This is a genomic window from Oricola sp. (genome assembly GCF_022763245.1).
GTDB lineage: Bacteria > Pseudomonadota > Alphaproteobacteria > Rhizobiales > Rhizobiaceae > Oricola.
In genome coordinates this window covers 203,706-227,606 of the sequence record NZ_JALEGV010000005.1, presented here as the reverse complement: position 1 = coordinate 227,606, position 23,901 = coordinate 203,706, and the positions used below count along the sequence as shown (strand labels likewise).

The window sequence follows — 23,901 nt, the reverse complement described above, 5'->3', positions numbered from 1 at the left end:
CAAAGCGACCGTTCACGAACACAACAGGGAGTTTGAGAAGTGCACGAGCTTCGGGAGCACTATGTGGATGGCGGCTGGATGCCGGCAGAATCCGGGTTCAGCCATGGCCTGGTCGATCCATCGTCCGAGCAGCCAAGCGGATCGGTCGTTCTCGCGAGCGCCGAAGAGGTAGACGCGGCGGTTGCCGCCGCGCGCAGGGCGTTTCCGGCGTGGGCGATGGGCGACCCGGCTCAGCGCATCGCGCTGATCGAGCGCATCAGGGATCTGTATCAGGAGCGGCTGGAAGACATGGCGCAAGCCATTTCCGCCGAAATGGGCGCGCCGATCGATCTGGCGAGAACGCGCCAGGCTCCCGCAGCCTTGCGGCACATGTCGGTCTTTCTCGACGTCATGGCGCACTTCGATTTCACCCGGCCGCTGGGACCGCACGCGCCGGACGATCGTATCCTGATGGAACCCATCGGCGTTGTCGGCCTGATCACGCCCTGGAACTGGCCGATGAGCCAGGTCGCGCTCAAGGTCATTCCAGCGCTGCTCGCCGGATGCACGATGGTTCTCAAGCCCTCCGAATTCTCGCCGCTCTCGTCGGCGCTGCTGGCGCAGATCATTCACGACGCCGGCGCCCCTCCCGGCGTTTTCAACCTGATCCAGGGGGACGGTCAGACCGCTGGTGCGCGCCTGGTCGAGCATCCGGATGTGGCGATGATCAGCTTCACGGGATCGACTCGCGCCGGCGCCAGCGTGCTGCGGGGAGCGGCCGACACCTTCAAGCGCGTCGCCCTTGAACTTGGTGGCAAAGGAGCGAACGTCGTCTTCGCCGACGCCGATGAAGGCGCGGTCGAGCGCGGCGTGCGCCAGTGCTTCATCAACAGCGGCCAGAATTGCAACGCACCGTCGCGCATGCTGGTGGAGCGTTCCGTCTATGACAAGGCTGTCGAGAAGGCGCGCAGCGTGGCCTCCGCCATCGAAGTCGGCCCCTCGCGCGAGACCGGAGACCATATCGGTCCGGTGATCTCGCAACGCCAGTATGATCATGTGCAGTCGCTGATCGAGGCAGGCATGCGGGAGGGCGCGCGTCTCGTCGCCGGCGGGGCAGGGCGTCCCGCGGGTTTCAATCGTGGCTATTTCGTCCAGCCGACGGTGTTCGCTGATGTCGCCAATGACATGACGATCGCGCGCGATGAGGTGTTCGGGCCGGTCCTGTCCATCATCCCCTTCGATAACGAGGAGCAGGCGATCGCGATCGCGAACGACACGCCTTACGGCCTGACCAATTACGTGCAGAGCACCGATGGCGAGCGGCGCAACCGCATGGCGCGGCGCCTTCAGTCGGGCATGGTGGAGATGAACGGACAGCCGCGCGGCGCGGGATCCCCCTTCGGCGGCGTCGGCCATTCGGGCGGCGCCAGAGAAGGCGGCGCGTGGGGGCTTGAGGAATTCATGGTCGTCAAGTCCGCGTCCGGATGGGGATGACGTCTTCCTGCCGTGGCGTCGAAGGTCATCGTCGGGGCGGCTCGCAATATGAGCCGGCTCGTTTCACCCTGCTTCCGGAACCGGTGTGTGCTCGATGACCGTCGAACGGCTGCGACGACGGCGCGATGACCGCTTCGGCGATCTCTTCTTGGGCTGCGCTTCTGCGCGTGTGAGGATCAGAGCCGAGAAGAACGCGAATGTCGTCGCCATTGCCAGTGTGCGAAGCGGATAGTCCACGAGCGAATGCAGGCCCAGCGCGAGAAGTGCCAGGAACGCAGTCTCCGATTGCTCTGATCGAAACAGACCGCGCGCGACGAGCACGACATAGGCTGCAATGAGAACGATGCCGGCGAGGCCCAGTTCGAGAATGATCTCCAGATAGTCGTTATGCGCGTGGTTGGCATAGGTCCGAATGACGTTCTCCAATGTCTCATAGGTTGGATAGACAAAGGTGAATGTGCCGAGACCTGAGCCGAACAGCCAGTGACCGGCGATCGCCTTGGACGTGGTTGAGAACATGATCCAGCGCGCGTCGCTTTCGATGGAACTGCCCGATCCGAACAGGACGATGGTCGCGATGACCATAAGCACGCCGACGACCGTCGCGAGGAGCCGAGCCAATTTGCGGTTCCTCACCGGCATGAACCAGAGCAGGGAAATGACGGCGATGGCTGTCGATATCCCCATCCCGGCGCGCGAACCGACGGCAAACAGGATGCCGACCAGCAGTATGCTCACACAGAGGAACATCAAGACGCTCTCCCGGCGGACGATCAGGCTGTAGGCGAGAAGCGGGATCATCGCGAAGAAAAGGCTCGAGAAATGGTTCTCATTGGCGAAGAGACCCGTCGTCATCGCAAACGGAAGGATGCCGGCGATGGTTGCGGAACGCCCGTAGGACAGTTGCACGATCGCAATCGTGGCGTTGATGAAGAGGCCAATATAGAAATACGGGATGCAGCGCTCCCGCTCGCGGTCTCCCATCCCGGACACATAGAGAAAGAAGCCCAGTGTCGCGAAAGTGAAGAGACCGGCTTCCAGCGCCTTTTGCGGGGCAGGCGACCAGAATCCCATTGCTCCCTCTCCCAGCAGGGGAATCGACCGCCAGGCCGGCAGGAACTGGAGGAACACGACGCCGATGACGAGCAGCACAAGAAGCTGGGCCGCGCCGTCGAGCCGGGAACCTCTGAGATTGGCCAGGCCGAGGAACAGCGCCGGCATCATCGCCAGTTCGATGAGGTGATCGGTCCACAATCCTTGGGCGGTGCCGCCGCCCAGCACCAGCGCGAGCACGATCATGAGACCGGCATAGCGGGGCGAGGGGGTGATGGCGGCAGACACGCTCAGCTTCTCCGGGAGATCCAAACGGAATCGAGCATCAGCGTTCCGCGATACCGGTTCTGCCAGCTCATCGGAAGCTTCTCGTTGAAAAAAAAGATTTCCTGCAACGGGCAGCCTGTCGGCGGAACATCGAAAGCGAGCGTGTCACGCCTTTCGAACGTTCCGGCGGCCAGGGGGGCGGCGGCGATCGTCGCATTGCCCTGCACGCACCGCAGCGCGATCTGGATCGGCTTCGGCATGACGAGGTCGCGCCCGGAATAGGCAAGCGTCAGTTCATAGGCGCCCGGTATCAGGCGGATCACCTGACGTATGTTGTTGAACTGGATGGGGTTGTCGAGAAACCGGACCGAAAGCGAAGCGACATCGCCCTGGCCTTTTCGCTCGAGACTGACGCCGGACTGCCTGCGCACCTGCCAATCGAATGGCGAGGCAGAGAAGTCTCGCGCGAAATCCCCATTGTAGACAAAGCCGGGGGAAGCCCCCTCGGGACGTGTCATTTGGAACAGCAGGTAGGCTTGCGCATATTGCTTGTCGCGCAGGAACGCCCTCGAGACCTGCCCGATCGCGCCTTCCAATCCTTCCGGATCGCGCGCCTGCCAGTCCACGACGAGTTGATAGGCAAGCGGAACCCACTCGGTCCGTCGAGTCAGGCTGTTTATCAGCAGCGTGCGCGCAGGCGGGTAGTCGCCGAAGCGCTGCATGATCGTCGCATAGGCATCCGCGTCCGAGAGCACATAGGGCAGGACAGGTTCGATCGCGTTCCATTTGTCCGGCCAGCGCCGCGACAGGAGCTCCAGCTTCAGCGCCGCATCTTCGTACCGCGTCTCATTGACGTCGATGGCCAACTGCCGAATGAGCGCCTGGATTTCCGTCGGCAGAAGCGACAGCGAATACCGATAGAAGCGAGACGCTCCTTCGACATCATCGCCGAGCTCGGTTTCGATGCCCATCAAACTGTAGAAACGTGCATCGATCGGCGAAAGGGCGAGGCCGGTCTCGACCAAGGGCCTGACGCCGTCGCCTTCGAGGTCCGCGAGTGCGATCGCAATCCGTTCGTCGGAGCGCAGCGGGTTCAGTCGCAATGACAGTAATGGGTTCGTCGGCGAAAGGAGGTTCGCTGCGCCGTTAATCAAAACGGCGCTTGAAACGACCAACGAGACCAGACCCGCCGCGAGCCAGCTTGCCGGCGATATCGCCCTTGGCGCCTCGTGTTGCATGGTCCTCGATCTCTACCGATGCGTTGTCGTAATTGTAATAGTTGTAATATGTGTAGCGATAAGCATAGCTGTAGTCGAACTTGTCGATAGCGAATTTCGTCAACGCAGCGCCGACAACATTACCCGATGCATTCCGCAGTCGATCCAAGGCGTGCTTGGCGGCCTTGCGGGTCACCTGTTTGGAAGACACGACGAGCAGCGTCGCATCCGCCAATCGGCTCAGCACCGGGGCATCCGCGAGACCGAGCACCGGTGGAGAATCGACGATGACGATGTCATAGGCCTTGGACATGTGTCCCAGCGCCGCCGCCATCTTCTGCGACATCAACAGTTCGACAGGGTTCGGCGGAATGGTACCGGCCGGCAGGAGCGTAATCCGTGGATCGGCGGTCTTGTGCAGGATCGAACTGACGTCGCCCTTACGCAGGACGTTCGACAGAACATTGCTGAGACCGGCCGAATTCTCGGTCTGGAAGAGACGGTGCATGCGGGGGTTGCGCATGTCGGCATCGACCACCAGCACCTTCTTGCCGAGCGCTGAGAAGTCATGCGCAAGCCTGAAGGCGGTCGTGCTCTTGCCCTCCGACTGATCCGGCGAGGTCACCAGCAAGGTATGCATGGAGTCGCCGACGCCGGTGAACTGCAGAGATGTGCGCAGCGACCGGTAGGCTTCGGAAAGACCTGACTTCGGATCCTTCATCTCGACTTGGATCTCGTCCTCCGTCTTGCGTGGAAGAATTCCGAGCACCGGGATCTTCAGTTCGTTTTCAACCTGGTCCGGGACGGTGAACGTGTTGCGCATCAGTTCTAGCAAATAAACGAGCCCGGCGGCCAGAGCGAGGAACAGGGCAAGCGTCAGCGCCACATTCCGCTTCAGGCTCGGCGAGTAAGGAATCCCAGGGACCGTTGCGAGATCGATGATCGAGGCGTTGTTGGTCTTCAGATCGGAACCGACGCCGACTTCGTTCAGTTTGGAAATCAAGCTGTCATATTGCGACCGGTTGGATTCAACCTCCCGGCGCAGGATCGTGTACTGAATGTTCTTGTCCTGAAATTCCGACTGTTCGGCTTCGAGCTTCGTGATCTCGTTGCGAAGCCCGGACACTCGTTCCTCAGCCTGTGCGAGCCGGATTTCCGCCGCACGTGCGATCGCTCCGATTTCCGCGTCGATCTGATTCTGGAGTTCCGTGATCTGGGACTGAATGCGCTGCATTTCCGGAAACCCCGGCTTCAACGTCGTCAGCTTCTCCTGATAACTGGCCCTCAGTTCCGCGATCTTCTGTTTTGTGCTCTGGATCGAGTCGCTCTCGAAAACCTCGGGAAGGGTTGCTGCATTTCCCTCTTTGACCTGGTCAACATACGCCTCTGATTTCAGTCGGTCCTGCAGAGCCTCGGCCAGGGCAGCGTTGAGCTTCGAGATGTTCTCCGAGATCAGCGAGGCGTCATTGCCGGTCAGCGTGATCCCGGCATCCTTGGCATAGGCAACAAGCGCGCGCTCCGATTCCTGCAGCTTCTCTTTTGTCTCACGCACCTGCTGTTCGATGAATTGGCGGGCGAGGTCAGAAGTCTCGCTTGTCTTGTCGACATTCTGGTCGATAAAGCTGCGAACGACCTGACGAGACACCTCCGCTGCATATTTCGGGTCGGCGTGGCTGTAGGTTACCGAGAGGATCGAGGTGTTGCGGAGCAACGAGACGGACAATCCGCCTCGCACCCTTGCCACAGCCATCGCCTCGCGCGTCTCCGCACTCAGATCTTCAAGGTCCGCCGATGGAGACCGGTCAAGAATCCGATTGAAAAGATTGGTCAGCGAGAAGCTCGGTGTCGGCGCCAGAAATTTCTCGTCTTCGGTCAGATTGAGCGCGAAGACGACACGCCGGGCGAGGTCTCGGCTGAGCATCTTCTCGCGGGCGGTCTCGAATGCACGCAGATCCGATGCTTGGGCGACGAGCTCGAGATCCTGAATCACCTTGGCACTTGGGGTGATCACCTCGACCTTCGTCGTTGCCTGATAAAGTGGTGTCTGGAGATAGGTGGCGAAGACGCCGATGGCCAAGCCCGCGAGAGCGAAGGCCGCAATCAGCCACCGATACTGGACGACAAACCAGATCAGCTTGAGCGGATCGAGGCTGTCTTCTTCCTCTTCGGCAAAATGCCCGTATCCGACTGGCGGCTCCTGATAATACGCCACGCCCCGCTGCGTCGGAGCGGGCAGGTCATAGGCGCGCCTGTCTGGTTCGAACTTGTTCACAGCACTCTGTCTTTGTTCTGAGCCGGTCGATGTCGTTACTGGTCAGCGACCGACAAATTAAAGCGGAAGAACAGCGAGTGACGACGCGCTCGTCGCAACTCCCAAGGCCTGACGCAGGTTCTGCATAGCAACTTTCGACCCGGATCGGAACGACACAATCACGTCACCACCGAAAATGCGCGGGTCTCGTGCCTTGCCGCTCCGGATGTTCTTCACGTTGTAGTTGGCCACAAGTTTGCGTCCGCCGACGTCGCGGAAAACATAGAGCTTCTGGTCATCCGCGGTTTCGGTGAAACCGCCAGCCTTTGCGACGACCTCCAAAAGGGTGGACGTGCTGGATGCGGTGTAGACGCCTGGTTTGCGCACGGCCCCGTCGACCGTGATCTGCTGGCCGGCGGACTCCTCGACGAAGACCGAGACCTCTGGGTTCTGTAGATACTTTGCGCCGTAGGCCTGCTCGATCCCTGTTTCCAGCTCCTGAATGGTTTTGCCGCCGGCTTCCACCATTCCGATCAGTGCCAGGTTGATGCGGCCCTGCGGGTCGATTCGGACCTGTCTGTCCAATTCGTCGACCTGAAACACATCGACCTTGATGAGGTCGTTCGCCGCGAGCCGCTGTTCGAGCCCGTTGTTGGTGTTGGCCGGAGCGGGCAGCACCGGGACGAGTCTTAATTCGCCTGATGACCCGTTCCCTGCATATGAATTGGCTGCGTCTTCCAATGACGCACCAGTGCTGCTGCAGGCACACAGGACAAGCGTCGCGAGCCCGGCAATCACCAGCCGCAGCATTTGCCCTCCGTTCGCAGAATCAATGGCCTTCAGCAAACCGTTCCCCAATACAGGTCTGTGCTTTTCGCAGTCTCTACCATCGCACCATAGGCGAGATAAACACCCAAATTTCAGGCAAATACGGCAGGGACGTGGCCGGTCGCCGGTCTTGGAACGGTCAAGAGATGGAGTGCCACGGTCAGCCCGTCGGAAAATTGGCTTGTGCGGTGTGACCGTCGCGAGTTGGTCACGCCGAAGGCGTTCCCAATATGCCAGTGTCACCTGCAAGGACGGTTGACAGCCGGTTCCGCTCGAATATACCGGCGGAACATGTTTGCGGGGCAACGCTGCGCGAACATCACGTTGGGGCGTAGCCAAGCGGTAAGGCAGCGGTTTTTGGTACCGCCATGCGCTGGTTCGAATCCAGCCGCCCCAGCCACGATCACTTTGCGTTCGCGCCTCCGCATGATCCGGTGCCGCCGGCCGAATGGTTCAAATGCCTGACCTCCCCGCTTTGACGATCAATGTAGACCGATATTCGGCCCGACACCCACGGCGGAAGAGTTGTTCGGGCCAAAGCCAACCTTGGTCCGGGGGTGAGACATCAATGCAGCACGACGTGATCGCTTGTGACGTCTCCGCTCGGGCACTCTGTTCATGACGCCTGATCCCGTTCGACCATGGTTGCTGGGCGAATGTCTGTCCCTGGATCTTCGCCCAGATCAGCTCGCGCCTCTGCGCGCGCGGTTGTTTGTTCCTGGTGTGCTGCGGGATCTGACGGCTTTTGCCGGGGAGGACATGCTGCTCTCCGTCCTGGCGGAGCGGCTTCTGGAGAACGTGCTGGTGCCGCCGTCTAGCCCGGGGCGTCCGGGCCCGGCCGACACGCTGCAGCAATATCTTTCTTCGCACCACGCCCGGCGGGAGGAGATGGCGCAACTCCTCCGCGAGATCGTGTCGGTCCTGAACGGGCAGGGGATCGAGCCGATCCTGCTGAAGGGGGCTCAGTCCTTGTGGACGGGCCAACCGGCCTGGCGCTACATGCGTGATATCGATCTGCTGGTGCCCTCCGATGCCGCGCATGCGGCCCAGAAGGCATTGGTTGCGGAGGGGTATCATCCAGACCCGGATTTGCCGCACCGTCCGCACCGTCATCATCTGACGCCGCTTTACAATGCCAGGCTGAGCGGCTGGATGGAAATCCACAGGCGCGGTGGCAACCGCTATGCGGAGCGCCTGCTGCCGACCGAAGAACTGGCCCGCGCCACGACTGTGTCGTCCGATGGGGGGCTGTCGGTTGGCCTGCTCGACCCGGCCACCCATCTGCTCCACGCCCTCATCCATCACCATATCGGCCACAGCGCCTTCGCGCGGGGCACCATCAGTCTCAAGGGACTTCACGAATTCGCCTGGGCCGCCGGCGAACTGACTGAGGAACAGCGGCACAGGCTTGTCGCGCGCGCGTCGGCTCATCCGTGGCTCGCCGCGGTGCTCGATCTCTGGGTCGCGGCAGCGGCGCTGTTCTACTCCATGCCTGTTAATGCGCCGTTCGCGGTCAGGAAGGATGCTGCGGAGCAGGCGCGGACCGTCCTGTCCGTCCGCAGCGAGGCAATCTGGAAATATCCGGGATATGGAGAAGAGATACGCCTGGCCTGGGCAGGCGACCGACTGCGCCGGATCGACGGGGGTGGCAACTTGGTTCGCCGCCAGGTGCTTCGCGCCAGGGTGATCGCTTCGATGCTTCCGAAGATCAGGCGCTTCTGACGGCGCGGGCGGCGGCAAGAGCCGCCTTCACGCGATGCTGGTCGGGGTCGCTGGAGCGTTCCGCAGCCGCCAGATAGGCGTCCCGCGCCTCTGCGAAGCGACCGAGGCGAAACTGGGCGAGGCCGATCAGGTCGTTGGCCCATTCGCCGAAGATGCGCAGGTCATAGGCCGCATCCGGATCATGAAAGGTCTCGGGATCGTCGAGTGGCAGGTCTGCTAGCAGCGGCAGTGCTTCGGCATGGCGTCCGAGATCGATCAGTGACCGAGCCTTGAGAAGACGAAGCGCAGGGTCGCCCGGGCGGATTGCGAGGCCCTCGTCAAGAACGCTCAGCGCCTTGTCGGCCTTGCCGGTCTGTTGGTACACGCGCGCCAGTGCGTGAACGGCGAGGACGGCCTCGATGAGCGCATGATGCGTTTCGGTTCGCCTGGCGGTCTCGACCCCTTCGCGCAGCTTCGCCTCGGCTTGATCCGTGTTTCCGATCGCCGCCAGCGTCTCGCCGAGATGCCACCAGTAATAGACCCGGTCGGGATCGTCCTCGACGGCGCGTGCCAGCAGGGGCAGGTTGCGCTCGTGCTTGTGCGATTGGTCGCCTTCATAGCCCAGATGCTGGAGTTCCGCCTCGGTCTCGCCTATGGAAAGACCGTCGCTTTCGCAAACCCGGATGACGCTGGGCAGGATGCGCTCGTGGATGCGCATTTCGAAGCGAATCCTCGGATCGGCGCGGAACAGGCGCAATTCGCTATAGGGCGAATAGCCGACCCGCGGCCTGAATTTCATCCGGAAGGCGGCATGCCCTGATGCGGAGGCGATATCCTGCAGCGAGGAACCGGGCAGGGGAACGAGCCGTTCGTCGGCGTCGATGTAGAGAACCCAATCGCCACTGACTGCGTCGAGACCGCGATTGCGCGCCTCGGAAAAGTCGCCGGTCCATGCGTGATGCATGAGCCGGGCGCCGTGGGATTGTGCGATCTCGCATGTTGCGTCCGTCGAACCCGTATCGACGATCACAACCTCATCCACCTGCCCTTTCAGCGATTCGAGGCAGCCACCAAGCATGGCGGCCTCGTTTCGCACGATAAGGGCGGCGGAAATCTTCAAATGTCAGGCGTAGAAACCGAAAACGGCGTCAGGACGTCGTGCCGTTGGGAGCAGCCATGGCCTGATCGACAGCCAGACGTCCGTCCATCGGGAACGAGGTCACCATCGGAGCGGCAAATGCGCCGATCAGAAGTCCCTTCACGACCTTACGACGCGAAGCCGGAACCTTGAGAAGGAGTTTGTCAAGGCGCTCATCACTCATTGCATACCGTCCGTTTCTTCAGTGTTGATACTGGTTGGGGTAACTCAATTGGCCACAGCTCGCAAGTGTTTGAGGGCCTGATCCAGATTTCCCGACTGCAGATTCCAGTTTTTCGCGTCGATACAGAGTTTTCGCAGTCGGGCGACGGCCTTGCCTCGGCCTTCGGATGGCAGGAATGCGGTTTCCATCAGGCGCGCAAAGGCTTCATCCCTTGATAGAGGAGAGAGAATCGATGAGCCGCCGAAATTCGGCGTAACGAAGACGACATGGTCGATCGGGGCTTCCGCGATCTCCCAGGATGCGCCGTGCATCGACGGCGGGCAGGCGAACACTCGATTGCCCGTCCATTCGGCCATGGAGGGAGAGGCGAGGATCGCGTCGCGCAACGCGGGAACAAGGTCGACCGAGGTCTCCTTGACGTGAAGCCGGCGCGGTCTCGTGATAGCGCTGTCAGCCGTCAGCACGATGTGCTCGTCGCCCTCCACCGTGATTCCCCGTTCGATCAGGCTGAGAATCAACGTGGTCTTGCCGAACCCCTTGTCGCCGAGGAAGACGAATCGCCGGCCTTCGATCACGGCCAGACCCGCATGCATGAGGGGCAAACCTCGCGTGTCATCCAGAAGCCAGGCGGCCAGCAGGCGGAACACGCCGCCCACAACCTCTTCGATCGATCCTTCGATGAGCTTGAAACCGGGTAGGTCGACCCGGAAGAAGGGGCCTGTCGCCTCGACCGTCAGATCGATTGGTTGCAAGTCGCGCCCGGGCATCACCGGGTCCGCGCCGACATAAGCGAGGTCGACTGCGGCTTCCTCGCTATTTGTATGCAGTCTGAGTTCGCGCGTCAGCGTGCGGACGATTATCCTGTGCACGGCTGGATGAGGCCCTCGGCGATCAAGTTCGAGGCCGAGGCAGAGAGTTCCTCCATCGGCGCGGCGTCGAGTTCATACGCGGATTGGAGTATGTCGGCGATGTCCTGCAACGAATGCTCGCCATTGCAGAGTTCGAGCATGACGGCAGCCGTCGTGTTGAGGAAATGGACGCGATCCGGATCGGACTGATAGATCACGTAGCCGTCGGGGGCCTCGTTGATCTCCAGATTGGGGGTCTGCACGTAGCGCGCCGACATATCAAGATTCAAGACGCGTCTCCTCGATGCTCAAACCGGAACGCCAAGCTGACTAGCAAAATAGCTTTTGAGTGTCGATATCATCGCCTGGCGCGAATGCGTGGCCTCAACGCGGCGTCTCGCGGCGGCCGCCATCTGCGCGGTCTGGCCGGGATTGTTCCAGATCGCTTGGCATGCCTCGGCGATCGCCTCGGCGGTGTCGGCGATGCGGATGTCCTCGCCGTCGACGAAACCCGAATTCTCGGCGCCCGCAGAGGTGGCGACGATCGGTACCAGATGCGCGGCGGCCTCCAGCAGCTTGATTCTTGATCCGCCGCCCGCGCGAAGCGGAACCAAGGCAATGCTGGCGCGGGCATAGAGGTGAGCGAGATCGCCCTCTGGAGCGAGCAATTCGACGCCCGACTGTTCTGCCAGCGTGCGGAGCCGCTTCGGCGGGTTCCGCCCGACGATCGTCATGGACACCGTGTCTCCGCAGAGATCACGGGTCCGTGACAGCACCGCCTCAAGCAGCCAAAACGCGGCGTCCAGATTGGGAAAATACCCGAAGCCGCCGACGAAGAGCAGGGTGCGTTCTACAGGATCGCGCCTAACTTCGGGCGGCACCGACACGGTGTTGACAGCGACTGTCGGTCGAATGCCGTGGCGGTTGGCAGTCGTGCCGCTTTCGCCTTCGGATGCGATCTGGGCGATGTCCGCCGCGGGTAGCCACTGGGCGGTCACCCGCTCGTAAGCCTGCGCTTCGGCTTCAAGCCATCGCGCGGTGTAGGCGTCGCCGCGAAGCGAGTGCAGGCTGGCGATCCGGCGATGCGTCTCGGCGTCGTCTTCGTCCAGATCGACAGAGATTGTCGGCCTCTCTCCTTTCGGCCATGCATCGATGACGGGAAGGAGATAGGAGCGCGCTACGTGGATCAGGTCGTAGCTTCGCTCGGCAGCGAACTGACGGATGTCCTGCATGACGGGAACCGACAGGCCGGCCGTGGTCGACGGTTTGCCGTAATCCCGGAACGCCGCAAGGCGTGCCTCCGGATCGGGCAGGTTTCGAAGCAGGGCGAAATGCGTTTCGAGGCGCCCCGCGACGTCGATGATTCGCGGTTCGATGCCGAGACGGCGGCAAAGCGTGCTCTCGCCGGTTCCTGACCCGAATACCGGCACCGCCAGCAAGTCGGTTTCGCCGAGTTCGCTCAGCGCTTCGAGGAACGTCCCCATACGCATGGCAAGGCCGTTGCCCGCGTCATCCGGCAGCATGGGGGCTATGAAGAGCGTCTTCATCCGACAGTTGCCATCCGGCTCAGGGCCGGACGTAGTGCCGACGGTCGAACAGGATCTCGGCATGCCTGTCCAGCGGCGTGCGGCGCGGCCGCTCGTCGACGACGCGCTTCAACTCGACCGCAAGCCTCTGCAGCCCCTGCTGGGTGGGTTCACTGAGATCAGTCGCACGCTCGGCGTAGGCCGCCAGATCCTCGATGACGATCGGGTCGGCCTTGCAGAGGACCGTGAGGGTAACGCGCAACTCCTCTTCCGCTTCCGGCGTCAATTCATCACCGACAACCACCGCCGCCACGACCGCCCGCAAGAAACCCGTCGTGTGGCGTCGAATCTCGCCGCCGGCGTCAGGAGTCATCGGTGAAAAGCACAAAGCCGACGCCGCGTCGTCTGTCTCCACCCACTGGCCGTCCTCCCGAAGGCGCAATTCGTGCCTGACGCGGTGGCGATCCATGATCCGCAACATGGGATCGCCTGCCTCCGTCTCCGCGACGTACCAGTTCTCGTGGTCGTGGTCGCGACCCGTGCCGATCTGCCAGTAGGCGAGCAATTCGATCGTCCGGTCTTCCTCTCCCGAGCGCGAAACAATGAACGACTGCCCTGCGAGGTTCTCTTCAATCCTGATCGCCGACGGCGATCGTGTTGGCGGTTCGAAGTAGCGCCCGTTCCAGATCCGTCGCAACTCGCCGAGGCTCTCGCTGCATTCCGCTTCATACGCGAAGGCCTGCGAGGACGGCTGCTTGTCGTCATATTGAAACTTGCCGTTCGACCGGTGCTGGAAGAGGGCTTCGCCGTCGAAGTCACGCTGGTAGCTGACATACCGGTCGGTGAACGGGCGGTGCGGTATGAGCAGATACGGAGACCTGGTCTTGAGCCACGCCGCGAGAAACGTGTCCTTGTCGCCGTAGACGAGGCGATAGAAGCGCTGTGCATCCTCATTCAATTCAAGTGTGGCTTTGAGAGCAGTACGGTGCCTGCTTTTGTCGATGACGATCTGGCCCGTCTCGAAAGATGTTCGCCGGGCAGCAGGCAGACCGAGTTCCTGCCAGATGGGGTTGTGCTCGGACAGATCGATGACGTCGGGCCAAAAGATTGCCCCGTACTCGGCGAACGCGGGATGATCGAAAAGGAATGTCGGGTCGCGGGCAGGGATGTTGTCGGCATCCAGCATCAGCACCTCGCGGAAGCCGGATGTCATCAGCGCGTACGGCTTCAATTGCCACCCGTCGGAAATCCGCGCCGGAAATCGAGAGAGGAGCGAAAACGCATCGACAACCTGGGCGCATTCGTCCTCAAGCATGCCGCGCATGCCGCTCGACATCTCCTCACGGCCGAGATGCCAGACTTCGATGGGCAGCTCGCATCTGAGAACCTTGCGCAGGTGCCGGACCAGCACCCAGGCATTGGTGAATATCTGCAGTCCGCCCGCGCAGATCACGATTCCGCGTCCCGAGCCTGGAAGGTCTTCCTTGTCCCGCCAGTTGCGATCGGTCCGGCTGCGGTCGTCAGGTCTTTCGGTCATTGCGTCAGTTGTCATTCGTGATGCAGCACTTCGTAGTCGGGCAGACCCCAGCACTGGGCGCCCATGTCGTGCGCCATGATGCCGAAACCCTCCGTCTCGACCTCGCCCTTGCCCCAGACCGGGTGGCTGTCGCGGATCTTCGGGCTCTCGCATCCGTAGCGAAACGGGGGGAAAATCAGGCCATCCCTGTGCAGATCGGCACGCACCAGAAGCACGGTACCGCCGACGGCGTCGAGCCGCACCGGCGTGTCGGCGCCGCGCAGGTCGTTCATGACGAGCTTGCCCTTGTCGCGCCAGGCGTTCAGGTCGAAGGTCGCACCCCCATATTGCTTGACGCAGTGTGCATGGAGAATGTCCCGTTCCGCCGAAAGCAGCGCTTCAATGAGGTCCTTGGGGTATTCGATCACGTCAACGTCCAGCCAAAGCACCCATTCCGCATCGCCGAGCGCATGCATCAGAAGGTGATTGCGGCTGCGCGCGAGCACTGCACGGCGCTGCAATTGATAGGCCGGGGCCCAGCGGACGACGCCATTCGGCATCTTGAAGCCGAAATCCCGTTTGCGAAGCGTGACCCGGTCGAACCGTCGCTCAAGGCGCGGTTTCAGTCTTTCGATCTCCTGAAACGTGTCATCGACGCTGTCGCCCTCCAGCATGCCAAGCGACAGGCGCTCGCGCGGATATGACAGCCCTTCGAGACCGCTCAGGTAGGTCTCCAAAAAGGGCGTGGCGTCCTTCACTGGCGTCAGTATCACCACCGAGGGAAGGCTCGCGTCAGGGCCGGTATTCAATGCGCGGTCTCCAGGCTCTCGTGATGCCATTGGTTGCAGTGAGGTGTTGCCTCCCGGAACGGTGCTTTTTGCCAGATAGCAATGTCAACCGACGCAGTCCGGGGTGCAGACGTCGGGGCGTCTCGCATCTTCACGCTCCAACTCCCTTTCCCGCCGAATGACGCTCGAGCGTTCTGACCGCCCCTTTCATTTCCGAGGCGAACTCCCGCTGCAAGGCGAAGGCCCGCCCGGCCTCCGCAATCTCCTCGCAACGCGAATCATGGGCGCGACACCAGTCGATTTTCTCGTGAAGGTCGGAGAAGTCGGCATTGACGGGAACGAAATGGCGCCAGGGCTCCAGAGCATTGTAGTACCATTGCCGATAGCCGTGGGGTGACGCGATCTTGATGACGCAACATCCGGCGAGCAACCGGGTAAAGAGGTTGGACCAGGCGTTCGTGTTGCCGTCGATGTCGATCGCGAATTTGCGCGCGAGCCAGGTCATGGGATCGATGTGGTTTCCGAGGACGCCTGCGTGATCGAGCCGCGATCGGTCGCCTTCGAGGTCGTCGCTTTGCGCGATGCCGACGATCCTGGCATCGACCCCGGGCGATCCGCGCAGCATCAGGCACATGCGTGTGCGCGGCAGCAGACTGGCATCCGCAGGGTTCATCTCCGCATTCGATATCGTCCCGACCCCCGTCGTGGATCCGCGCCAGACGATCGTTTCCTTGCGTGCCTGCCAGCCGGTGACCCACGACGCGGAAGCGGCACGCAATGAGGCATAGCCCTGAGACGCGTGGAAAATCGCGTCGGGAACGAGGATGGCGTCGGGATTCGACGACGAGAAGCTGATGATGCCGCCGCCGCTTTCCTCGCCGTCGGAAATATCCCCGATCGCTTCGTGGAGGCTCGAACCCATGAAGGGCTCGATAATGGCCCCTGCGCGATGTCGAAGCGTGTCTGCCAGTCCCGGCTTGGAAAACATGGCTTGATAATTGACGCCGATGTCGAGCCGTCCCCCGCTCTTGCCCAAGACCAGTCGGTGGCGCGGCCCGCCCCCGGAATCGGCGATCCGAAGGCTGTCAATCCGAACACCGGCCTTGCGGAGCTGGCGGGTCAGGCGGCGTTGGAGGCGGTGGCGACGGATGAGGGGGTTCAGCATTCAGCGGGGTTCGTGATCTGCGGAGACGAATGAAGGCATGTGCGGCCGTGAATGGATACCGAACTTGCGGTTGCTTGCAACAACCGGCATCAAGTTGGTTCCGTTGAGGGAGTGGATTTTCGTGTTTCGGGATCGAAGGGACATCATAGCGATCCCGACATTCAACCGTGTGCGTCATCTGCTGGCGTTCTCGAAGAGCCTGCGCGAGCTGAGTGGTGTTAATCGCTACCGGATCTTCATTCGCGATGACGCCAGCTGCGAATTCGACGCCCGCGAGATCGCGTCCCTGTTTCCTCAAGCCGACAGCGTCGTGCGGAATGACCGCAACCTCGGCCCCGACGCCAGCCAGGTGCGGCTGTTTCGCGACTGCATTGAAGCCGGTGCGCGACGGATCATCATCCTCGACAGCGACATGCTTCTCTCGCCGTCATTCCTGGAATTCACCGAACGGGTGTTCGATCGCACGGATGGTTTTCTCGGCCTTTACAATTCCACCATGCACGCGGTGAAGCGCGAGATGGACGGTGAATTGGTCGAGAAATCGAGCGCTGGCGGCACCGCGACATGTTGGGATGCGGGCCTGCTGGACCGAGCGCTTGCGCAATCGAGCGATGAAGGCGCGTCGGGTTGGGATGCGCCGGCAGTCGCCGCACTGGTCGCGATGGGGAAGCGCGTGCTCGTCTCGCGGCGCTCCTATGCCCAGCATCTGGGGTTCATGGGCACCAACAACGGCGTCTTCGGCCATATCGACTATGGCCGCGACTTCGTCATCGAAACTGAAGACCAGGCGCGGTTCATGGCGGAGACACTGAACGACATGATGTCGCGCCAGTCGCAATTCCTGTGGCCGGAGCGAGGGCCGCGGATCACGCGCTTGCGCAAGCTCCTGAAATGGGGCGAACAGTGATGCGAGCACTAGGCCCCGGTGCGCGCAGCGGAGACAGCCGAGAGAGGCCGGTCATCCTCTTCTACAACGACTTCTTCGGCCGCCCACCCGACACCCGGTCGCTTGCCCGTTGCGACGGTTGCATCTTCACGACGGATCGGCGGGCCTATTCCAAGGCGGCTGCAGTGGTCTTTCACGTGCCGTCGATGCGCAAGCTGCCCCGCCTCCGCAAGCGCCGCGGCCAGTTATGGGTCGCCTGGTCCATGGAAAGCGATGTCAACTACCCGCTGCTTCGCGACCGGGACTTCATGGGCGCCTTCGATCTGACCATGACTTATCGCCGCTCGTCCGACGTGTGGTGTTCGTATCTGCCGTGGGCCTCGGCGTTCGAGGATGCCGTGTCGGCCCCTCTGCCGGACAAGACCGCGGACGCGCCGGTCGTCATGCTGCAGTCCGCTTCAATCGATCGCAGCGGGCGCATTCCTCTCGCGCGCGAACTGATGAACCGGATACCGGTCCATTCCTATGGCCGGTTCATGAACAACAGGCAGTTTCCCCTCGAAGACCGCGGCAGTGAGACGAAACGCGCGCTGATCGGCAGCTACAAGTTCTGCATCGCCTTCGAGAATTCGATCGCCGTCGATTACGTCACCGAGAAGCTCTTCGACCCGCTTCTGGCAGGGTCCGTGCCCGTCTATCTCGGCGCCCCTAATGCCGACAGTTTCGCACCCGCCAGCGATTCATTCATCAACGCGTCGAAATTCGCCGGCCCGGCCGAACTGGCGGAATATCTCACTTGGCTCGACAGCGACGACGAGGCCTATCGGCAGTATTTCCGATGGCGGGAAAGGGGATTGTCGCCGCAATTCAGGCAGCTCTTGTCCGACGCCGAAAAGGAACCGTTCTGGCACCTTTGCGAAATCGTGGCCGCACGATCCGCTGAGCAGGTGCGGCGCTGGCAATGGCCCTGGCGCTCCTGACCCGACCTCATATTCTCTTGCGAAGCATAGTTCCGAGCTTCCCGGCGGTGTCCGCGAGCAGCAATTGATTGTACCGTCTCAACCGTCGGTTCAATTGCCTAGAGCGCTGCGCGCATTCGGTCGCGATTGCTGGCTCGCCGCGCCGTTTCGCGGTTCCCTCGATCTTGCCGAGCCAGCGCCTCGTGGCCTTGATACGGCCGGCGCTCTCCATGTCGATGTCGGAAGCATAGTCGCAATGAAGTGCCGTCTCCGCCGGTGAGGGCTCCATGCCGAGACGCTGCAGCGCGCGACGGCGAACGCTGTTGGCGACCTCGCGTTGCAGATCGCCGTGCACCGCGCTGACCTGTGCGCCGTGAACGCGGTAGAAGAGGAGGAAATCCGGCACATTCGCGAACACGGTCTTCGTGCAGGCGCGCTCCCAGAGATCGTAGTCTTCCGCATGTGAGGCATCTGGCGAATATCAGAGGCCGGCCGCATCCAGGTGCTGCATGTTGAACATGACCGTGGGGTGCGCAAAGGGGCTGTCGAACAGTGTCTTGGCGCGCAATGGAGCGTGATCCAGCGGCAGCGTGACATTCGTCGGTGGTGAGCCTGCTTGCATGATCCGGTACCAGGAACCGCAAATGCCCACCTCGGGATGATCTTCCATGAACGCCAGTTGTCGCGACAGGCGGTGCGGAGCCGCCATGTCGTCGGCGTCCATGCGGGCGACGAACCTGGTTTCCGCATGGTCGAGACCCCAGTTCAGCCGGGCGCCGAGCCCGAGATGACGCCCGTCCTGAACGATCTTCACGCGTTCGTCGGCCAGTTCTTCGGCGATCGACAGGCTCGCGTCGGATGAACCATCATCGACGACAAGGAAGGTGAAGTCGGCTTCGCTTTGGTTTAGGATGCTGTTGATCGCGCTGGCCAGGAAGGTCTCGGCGTTGCGCATCGGCATGAGGACAGTGACACGTCCGGGACTTCGACGGCTCAACCACACACTCCCATGCTCGACAGTCGATCAGATTGGTCCAACATTTACTTCGACCCCGCGGAGATCGCCAGCCGGGCGCATTTCGCCACCGAGCACGGTCCCGTCGAGACCTGGTTTCGCCAGACACCCGGCCGCGACGGCGTGTTCGGCCGCACCGCCTTTTCTGCCGAGCCCTCGGGGTGGGGCTCTGAATGGCTCGTCGTCTGCGATGAGCCGCCGGCCGGCCTGCGCAGCGTTGTGCCGGTCGAACGGCGTATCCTGTTCCTGGGCGAACCGCCCTCAATCAAGACATATCCGACGAACTATCTCGACCAGTTCGGCACAGTCGTCGGTCCGATCGCGCTTCCGCGATATGCCGGACACCATATCCGCAGCCACTCTTCGCTTCCCTGGCATTACGGCAAGTCGCGGCCCTTCTCATGGCGCGAGCTGGCTGCCGACAAGAAGAAATCGCAACTGATTTCGGTGGTTTGCTCGGCCAAGACCTTCACCATGCAGCAAATGCTGCGCATTCGGTTCGTCGAAGCGCTGAAGACGCGGTTCGGCGCGCAGATCGACCATTTCGGAAACGGGTTCAGCGCGATCGAGGAGAAGGCCGACGGCCTCGCACCTTACCGTTTCACGGTCGTTCTGGAAAACAACACGATCGACGGGTTCTGGACGGAGAAACTCGGCGACGCCTATCTCGGCGACTGCTTTCCGATCTATGCCGGCGGCAAGGTCCCGGCCGAGGATTTCGACGCGCGCGCGCGCCTCGACATCGATCTCTTCAGGGTCGATGAGGCCTTGCAGGCGATCGAGCATCTGATCGAGACCGCGGATTTCGACGATCTGCACGACGGCATTCGCGCGCAGCGCCGACGCGTGATGACGGAGCACAACCTGTTTGCCGTCGCCGACCGCCTGATCAGCGCCAGCGACGCCTCTGGAGGCGCTTTGCCGCGCGCGGTGGAGATTCGAACCAGCGCCATGTTCAGCGGCTGAAGATCACGCGGACCGGGACAGGCGGTTTGCCTCTCCGCGTTCCACGTGACGGCTTGAAACGGCCCCTGCATCGGTCCAGAAGCATTCAAGGCCAGGTTCGCGGCACGTTGGCGCGAGCGGAAATGGGGGGTGATGAGCCAGAAGAGTCCGGCACGTTCGGCGCAAGGCAGGTTTCCGACGGGGCTCGGATCGGGTCGCCTGTGGCTGACCTATTCGCTCGTGCGCCGCGAGATCGCGGGCCGCTATCGCGGCTCGGCGCTTGGCATGCTGTGGTCGATGCTGACGCCCCTCTTCATGCTCGCCGTCTACACCTTCGTCTTCGGCATGGTGTTCCAGTCGCGCTGGGGCGATGAGGGCGAGGATGCCTCTATGGGCGCGTTCGCGATCACGCTGTTTGCGGGCCTGATCGTGTTCCAGTCGTTTTCGGAGGTGATCAATCAGGCGCCCGGCCTCGTCATCGCCAACAAGAACTACGTCAAGAAGGTCGTCTTTCCGCTCGAAATCTTCCCGCCAGTCCTTCTCGGGTCCGCCCTGTTTCACATGCTGGTCAGCCTGCTGGTGCTGTTCGCCTTCATGCTGCCTGTCCAGGGCGGCATTCACTTCACGGCGCTGCTGCTGCCGCTGGTGATCGTGCCTTACGGCTTCGTCTTGCTGGGGATCGCCTGGATCCTGTCGAGCCTCGGTACGTATCTGCGCGATATCAGCCAGGTGACAGGGCCGCTGTCGACGGCCATGCTGTTTCTCTCGCCGGTGTTCTTCCCGGTCGCGGTTCTGCCGGAATGGCTCCGTCCCTTCGTCTATCTGAACCCCATCGCGGTGCCGGTGGAACAACTGCGCAAGGTCGCCTTGTTCGGGGAACTGCCGGATTTTGCGACGCTCGCACTTTACGCGATCGTCGGTTTGCTGGTAGCCGCCCTGGGATATCTGTTTTTCCAGAAGACGCGGAAGGGCTTCGCCGATGTCGTCTGACATCGCAATTCGTGTCAGGGACGTTTCGAAACACTACCTGATGTTCGATCGCCCCGAGGACCGCCTCAAGCAGATGGTGGTGCCGCGTTTCGAACGTCTGATCGGGCGCGCGCCGCGTCGCTACTACAGGGATTTCGCCGCGCTCAACGGCGTCTCGCTCGACATCGCGCGCGGCGAGACGGTCGGGATCATCGGGCGCAACGGCTCCGGCAAGTCGACCCTGCTGCAGATCGTCTGCGGCACGCTGCAGCCGTCCTCCGGCTCGGTCGAGGTGGACGGGCGCGTGGCGGCATTGCTTGAGCTTGGCGCCGGGTTCAACCCGGAATTCACCGGTCGCGAGAATGTCCGTCTCAATGCCGCGATCCTCGGCCTGACGCGTGCGGAGGTCGAGGCCCGCTTCGACGACATCGCCCGTTTCGCCGATATCGGCGAGTTCATCGACCAGCCGGTCAAGACCTACTCCTCCGGCATGTACGTCCGGTTGGCCTTTGCCGTGGCGGTCAATGCCGATCCGGAGATCCTCGTCGTCGATGAAGCGCTGGCGGTCGGCGACGAGGCGTTTCGGCGTAAGTGTTTCGTACGCATTGAGGACATCAAGGACATGGGCGGAACGATCCTCTTCGTCTCTCACGCCGCGGAGATGGTCCTGCAATTGTGCGACCGCGCCGTTCTGTTCGATCGCGGCGAGAAGATCCTGGAGGGCAGGCCGAAAGCGGTGGTCGGTCAGTATCAGCGATTGATCAATGCGAGCGAACATTCAGCTCGCGCCATTCGTGCTCAAATTGCCGCGATGTCGGATAACATGCCGCCTTCGGAAGACACCCATGCCAAGGCCGTGCCGGTGACCTTACAGGCAAGTACCTCAGACGAACTGTTGGATGGCCCGCGGGATGCCGATGATGGTGCAGATCTGTTTGAACCCGGGATGATCTCGAAATCGATGGTGGCGCGTGAAGAACGCGGCGCTCGTATCCGCAATCCGCGCATAGCGACGTTGAACGGAGACCAGGTCAACGTTCTCCGGATGGGAAGACGGTATGCTTTCGAATTCCATGTCGAATTCCAGACAGAGGCATCTCAGATCGATTTCGAGATGCTGTTCAAGAATGTCAGCGGAATCGTCGTTGCCGGGAATTCAACTGAGCGTGCGGCAACCAGAATGATGGAACAAGTTCCGATGGGATCTTCGGTGCTTGTCCGAACCGAATTCGACTGTAGCCTCACTCCGGGCTTTTATCTTGCGAGCTGCGGCGTGTATGGGCGCATTGGCTCCGACAAGGGGTGGCTTCACAAATTGGTGGAGTGCATAGCCTTTCGCGTCGCGCCGGAACCTGGTTCGACTGCAATTGGCCTTTCGAACATTCAAGCGCTCACGTTTTGCGATATTGAGCAAGAAGATCATCGAAAGCGCTGAGCGTCTCATTGGCCTCTGCCTTGATGCTGTCCGCGCACTCCAGGAGAGCGTCGCGCCATGAATCACGCGCTCCAACAATGGTCATGGCTGCATTTGCGATCTTTTCTGCATCCAAAGGCACACTGTAGACATGTGGCCAGTCGCGGTCGCCCAGCAGCGAAATCAACTTCGCGCCACCATATATCTGATCAAGTGCGATGAACGGTACGGCGTTGCGCATCGCCATCATGGCGCCATGAAATCTGGAGGTCAGAACAAGATCACAGTCCGCATAGATGCTGTCATATTGGGCTGGGCATAGGTCGCTCTCCGAAAGCCGATGCTCGATTTCGACGACATCGACCCCGTATGCCATGCGCAGTTTGGCGAGAGCCGTATCGATGCATTTGCGAACCTGATCTGTGTCGCAGAGTTCAGCGCCGAATTCCGATTGAGGCCGGCTGAGCGAAACGCCCACGCGCAATGTGCCGCGATCCCCTGATGGCCCGTCGACGGGTTCACTCGGCGCGATGACCGCAACATCTTCGTAACGTGTGGAACGCCCTTCTCGCGCAAGAACGACATCGAACGGATCCACGAAGCTCTCGTGATCCGGTGGGAAGAGTGACACGCCAACCCCGACCTTGAGGGCATTTGGAAAGCGGCGAATGACCTCTGTGACGATCGGGTGGCCATCTATTATCGGTCCGCAGACAAACAGGAGGATATCCACGGACGATGGATCGATTTCGTGCCAGCCGACATGTTCGCCGAGGATGCCGGCGGGGCTGGTCGCGCTTGAATGTTTGAACTTGACTCCTTGAGCGCGAAGCCGGGCCGCAACACTTTGGACCGCGAGAAGATCGCCGATTGTCCCGTGTTTCTCCAAGGTTCCGAACCAAGTGAGCAATATGTTCGGCGGGGTCGTCGCGGGTCCTTCTTCGTCCTTTTTCGTCAGGCCTTTCATCGTTTCGAGCCTGTCGATCTCATCGCACAAATATCGGTAGATGGAATTCCCCGGTACGCCCTGATGATTCATTTTGTGCGTCAGTTTCAGGAGCGGGGTCTGAGCGGTTTCGACGATCAGCCTTGCAGTTGAATTCACCGGCGCTCGCAGGGCTTCGTTGGACTGAGGAACGGCATGCGGGCCGCGAGCGGACAATGTTGGCACCTTGTCCCATATCGCTTTGAAATGCGTATCGGCCTGGTACGTCTCTGCGAAAAGCCGATGAAACCAAAAATAGTGATCCGGTTCCTTTCGATCTGCCCAATATATGCGGGTCGCATCGCGCCATTTCCTTGTGATGTAGGAGCCGGTGTTTGCTGCAAGGAACCAACTTGACAGCATTCGATCGGGGACTGGCCTGTCAAAGGCAAAAAAGCCCTCGCACGAGGCTTCGTCTATCCAGCCTTCCAACGGTCGAACGCAGTATGTGGTGCTATCGACCCACACGCCGCCATAGCGTGCCAGCAGTTCGATTCGGATGATGTCGCTGACCGCTTCCAACGGCGCGTTGCTGTCCAGCAGGTTCTCCAACGGCTGGGCCTGGTTTGGCAGCAATTCCGGCAAATCGTCACGCGTGAGCCGACGAACGCACCACCCGGGATTCTTGATCTCCCACGAGCGAGCACATTGCTTGACCAGCTCAGGCGCGTTCTCCCACCCTTGAAACCAGAGGGTCCAGATAATCCGGGGTGTCACTTGCTACGGCCCTCTCAAGTCATGACGATCGATCGCCTCCGGAACCAACGGAGATA

General features: G+C 61.5%; 23 protein-coding genes and 1 tRNA gene. 9 read left to right on the top strand and 15 right to left on the bottom strand.

What is annotated here, in order from left to right; all coding sequences use genetic code 11:
- Nucleotides 1–39 precede the first annotated feature (39 nt).
- Nucleotides 40–1,473 (top strand): aldehyde dehydrogenase family protein, encoded by a 1,434-nt coding sequence (locus MRY80_RS01140; protein ID WP_293287056.1) that lies wholly within the window; start codon nucleotides 40–42, stop codon nucleotides 1,471–1,473.
- A gap of 63 nt (nucleotides 1,474–1,536) precedes the next feature.
- On the opposite strand, the gene MRY80_RS01135 is transcribed toward MRY80_RS01140, so the two are convergent.
- Genes MRY80_RS01135 through MRY80_RS01120 form a run of 4 tightly spaced genes read right to left on the bottom strand, consistent with a single transcriptional unit; the run spans nucleotide 1,537 to nucleotide 7,071 of the window.
- On the bottom strand, nucleotides 1,537–2,814 hold the full coding sequence (locus MRY80_RS01135; protein WP_293287054.1) for an O-antigen ligase family protein: 1,278 nt from the start codon (nucleotides 2,812–2,814) through the stop codon (nucleotides 1,537–1,539).
- A gap of 2 nt (nucleotides 2,815–2,816) precedes the next feature.
- Nucleotides 2,817–3,896 carry a hypothetical protein gene (locus MRY80_RS01130; protein ID WP_293287052.1) on the bottom strand — a complete coding sequence of 360 codons (1,080 nt, stop codon included), beginning with the start codon at nucleotides 3,894–3,896 and terminating at the stop codon, nucleotides 2,817–2,819.
- A gap of 43 nt (nucleotides 3,897–3,939) precedes the next feature.
- Nucleotides 3,940–6,282 (bottom strand): polysaccharide biosynthesis tyrosine autokinase, encoded by a 2,343-nt coding sequence (locus MRY80_RS01125; protein WP_293287050.1) that lies wholly within the window; start codon nucleotides 6,280–6,282, stop codon nucleotides 3,940–3,942.
- Nucleotides 6,283–6,339: 57 nt separating this feature from the next.
- On the bottom strand, nucleotides 6,340–7,071 hold the full coding sequence (locus tag MRY80_RS01120; RefSeq protein WP_293287048.1) for a polysaccharide biosynthesis/export family protein: 732 nt from the start codon (nucleotides 7,069–7,071) through the stop codon (nucleotides 6,340–6,342).
- A gap of 343 nt (nucleotides 7,072–7,414) precedes the next feature.
- On the opposite strand from MRY80_RS01120, the gene MRY80_RS01115 reads away from it, so the two are divergent.
- Together MRY80_RS01115 and MRY80_RS01110 are read left to right on the top strand one after the other, a co-directional pair.
- Nucleotides 7,415–7,489, top strand: a tRNA-Gln gene (locus MRY80_RS01115).
- A gap of 218 nt (nucleotides 7,490–7,707) precedes the next feature.
- Nucleotides 7,708–8,811 carry a nucleotidyltransferase family protein gene (locus MRY80_RS01110; protein WP_293287046.1) on the top strand — a complete coding sequence of 368 codons (1,104 nt, stop codon included), beginning with the start codon at nucleotides 7,708–7,710 and terminating at the stop codon, nucleotides 8,809–8,811.
- On the opposite strand, the gene MRY80_RS01105 is transcribed toward MRY80_RS01110, so the two are convergent.
- The 8 genes from MRY80_RS01105 to MRY80_RS01070 all read right to left on the bottom strand — a co-directional run bounded on the left by MRY80_RS01105 (nucleotide 8,798) and on the right by MRY80_RS01070 (nucleotide 15,712).
- Nucleotides 8,798–9,886, bottom strand: a complete 1,089-nt coding sequence (locus tag MRY80_RS01105; RefSeq protein ID WP_293287223.1) for a glycosyltransferase — start codon at nucleotides 9,884–9,886, stop codon at nucleotides 8,798–8,800. The genes MRY80_RS01110 and MRY80_RS01105 overlap by 14 nt on opposite strands.
- Before the next feature lie 52 nt (nucleotides 9,887–9,938).
- On the bottom strand, nucleotides 9,939–10,112 hold the full coding sequence (locus tag MRY80_RS01100; RefSeq protein ID WP_293287044.1) for a hypothetical protein: 174 nt from the start codon (nucleotides 10,110–10,112) through the stop codon (nucleotides 9,939–9,941).
- A gap of 44 nt (nucleotides 10,113–10,156) precedes the next feature.
- The gene (locus MRY80_RS01095; protein WP_293287042.1) at nucleotides 10,157–10,981 is read right to left on the bottom strand and encodes a hypothetical protein; all 825 of its coding nucleotides are present in this window, start codon (nucleotides 10,979–10,981) and stop codon (nucleotides 10,157–10,159) included.
- Nucleotides 10,969–11,250 carry a PqqD family protein gene (locus tag MRY80_RS01090; protein WP_293287040.1) on the bottom strand — a complete coding sequence of 94 codons (282 nt, stop codon included), beginning with the start codon at nucleotides 11,248–11,250 and terminating at the stop codon, nucleotides 10,969–10,971. The genes MRY80_RS01095 and MRY80_RS01090 overlap by 13 nt, the downstream gene beginning before the upstream one ends.
- Before the next feature lie 18 nt (nucleotides 11,251–11,268).
- Nucleotides 11,269–12,507, bottom strand: coding sequence for a glycosyltransferase (locus MRY80_RS01085; RefSeq protein WP_293287038.1), 1,239 nt, complete (start codon nucleotides 12,505–12,507; stop codon nucleotides 11,269–11,271).
- Nucleotides 12,508–12,526: 19 nt separating this feature from the next.
- On the bottom strand, nucleotides 12,527–14,038 hold the full coding sequence (locus MRY80_RS01080) for a hypothetical protein (RefSeq protein ID WP_293287036.1): 1,512 nt from the start codon (nucleotides 14,036–14,038) through the stop codon (nucleotides 12,527–12,529).
- The gene (locus tag MRY80_RS01075) at nucleotides 14,035–14,811 is read right to left on the bottom strand and encodes a hypothetical protein (RefSeq protein ID WP_293287034.1); all 777 of its coding nucleotides are present in this window, start codon (nucleotides 14,809–14,811) and stop codon (nucleotides 14,035–14,037) included. The genes MRY80_RS01080 and MRY80_RS01075 overlap by 4 nt, the downstream gene beginning before the upstream one ends.
- 130 nt (nucleotides 14,812–14,941) lie before the next feature.
- A complete protein-coding gene (locus tag MRY80_RS01070; protein WP_293287032.1) occupies nucleotides 14,942–15,712 on the bottom strand; it encodes a glycosyl transferase family 90 in 771 nt (256 codons plus the stop codon).
- A 69-nt stretch (nucleotides 15,713–15,781) separates the two neighbouring features.
- On the opposite strand from MRY80_RS01070, the gene MRY80_RS01065 reads away from it, so the two are divergent.
- From MRY80_RS01065 to MRY80_RS01055, 3 genes are all read left to right on the top strand, one after another.
- Nucleotides 15,782–15,988, top strand: a complete 207-nt coding sequence (locus MRY80_RS01065; RefSeq protein WP_293287030.1) for a hypothetical protein — start codon at nucleotides 15,782–15,784, stop codon at nucleotides 15,986–15,988.
- An 88-nt stretch (nucleotides 15,989–16,076) separates the two neighbouring features.
- Nucleotides 16,077–16,862, top strand: a complete 786-nt coding sequence (locus tag MRY80_RS01060) for a glycosyltransferase (RefSeq protein ID WP_293287028.1) — start codon at nucleotides 16,077–16,079, stop codon at nucleotides 16,860–16,862.
- Nucleotides 16,862–17,821, top strand: coding sequence for a glycosyltransferase family 10 fucosyltransferase (locus MRY80_RS01055; RefSeq protein WP_293287026.1), 960 nt, complete (start codon nucleotides 16,862–16,864; stop codon nucleotides 17,819–17,821). Before MRY80_RS01060 ends, MRY80_RS01055 begins: the two co-directional genes overlap by 1 nt.
- A 7-nt stretch (nucleotides 17,822–17,828) precedes the next feature.
- Here MRY80_RS01055 and MRY80_RS01050 read toward each other — a convergent pair whose 3' ends face one another.
- Complete coding sequence (locus MRY80_RS01050) at nucleotides 17,829–18,218, bottom strand: hypothetical protein (protein WP_293287025.1); 390 nt, start codon at nucleotides 18,216–18,218, stop codon at nucleotides 17,829–17,831.
- Nucleotides 18,219–18,281: 63 nt separating this feature from the next.
- Nucleotides 18,282–18,803 carry a glycosyltransferase family A protein gene (locus MRY80_RS01045; protein ID WP_293287023.1) on the bottom strand — a complete coding sequence of 174 codons (522 nt, stop codon included), beginning with the start codon at nucleotides 18,801–18,803 and terminating at the stop codon, nucleotides 18,282–18,284.
- Between the two features lie 6 nt (nucleotides 18,804–18,809).
- Between MRY80_RS01045 and MRY80_RS01040 the strand changes: the two genes are divergently transcribed.
- The 3 genes from MRY80_RS01040 (at nucleotide 18,810) to MRY80_RS01030 (ending at nucleotide 22,164) form a co-directional block, all read left to right on the top strand.
- Nucleotides 18,810–19,781: a hypothetical protein gene (locus tag MRY80_RS01040; RefSeq protein WP_293287021.1), complete on the top strand. Its 972-nt coding sequence runs from the start codon at nucleotides 18,810–18,812 to the stop codon at nucleotides 19,779–19,781.
- Nucleotides 19,782–19,913: 132 nt separating this feature from the next.
- A complete protein-coding gene (locus MRY80_RS01035) occupies nucleotides 19,914–20,750 on the top strand; it encodes an ABC transporter permease (protein WP_293287019.1) in 837 nt (278 codons plus the stop codon).
- Nucleotides 20,740–22,164, top strand: coding sequence for an ABC transporter ATP-binding protein (locus MRY80_RS01030; RefSeq protein WP_293287017.1), 1,425 nt, complete (start codon nucleotides 20,740–20,742; stop codon nucleotides 22,162–22,164). The genes MRY80_RS01035 and MRY80_RS01030 overlap by 11 nt, the downstream gene beginning before the upstream one ends.
- Here the strand turns inward: MRY80_RS01030 and MRY80_RS01025 are convergent.
- Nucleotides 22,121–23,845: a capsular polysaccharide synthesis protein gene (locus MRY80_RS01025; protein WP_293287015.1), complete on the bottom strand. Its 1,725-nt coding sequence runs from the start codon at nucleotides 23,843–23,845 to the stop codon at nucleotides 22,121–22,123. The two genes, MRY80_RS01030 and MRY80_RS01025, sit on opposite strands and share 44 nt — an antisense overlap.
- Nucleotides 23,846–23,901: the final 56 nt, after the last annotated feature.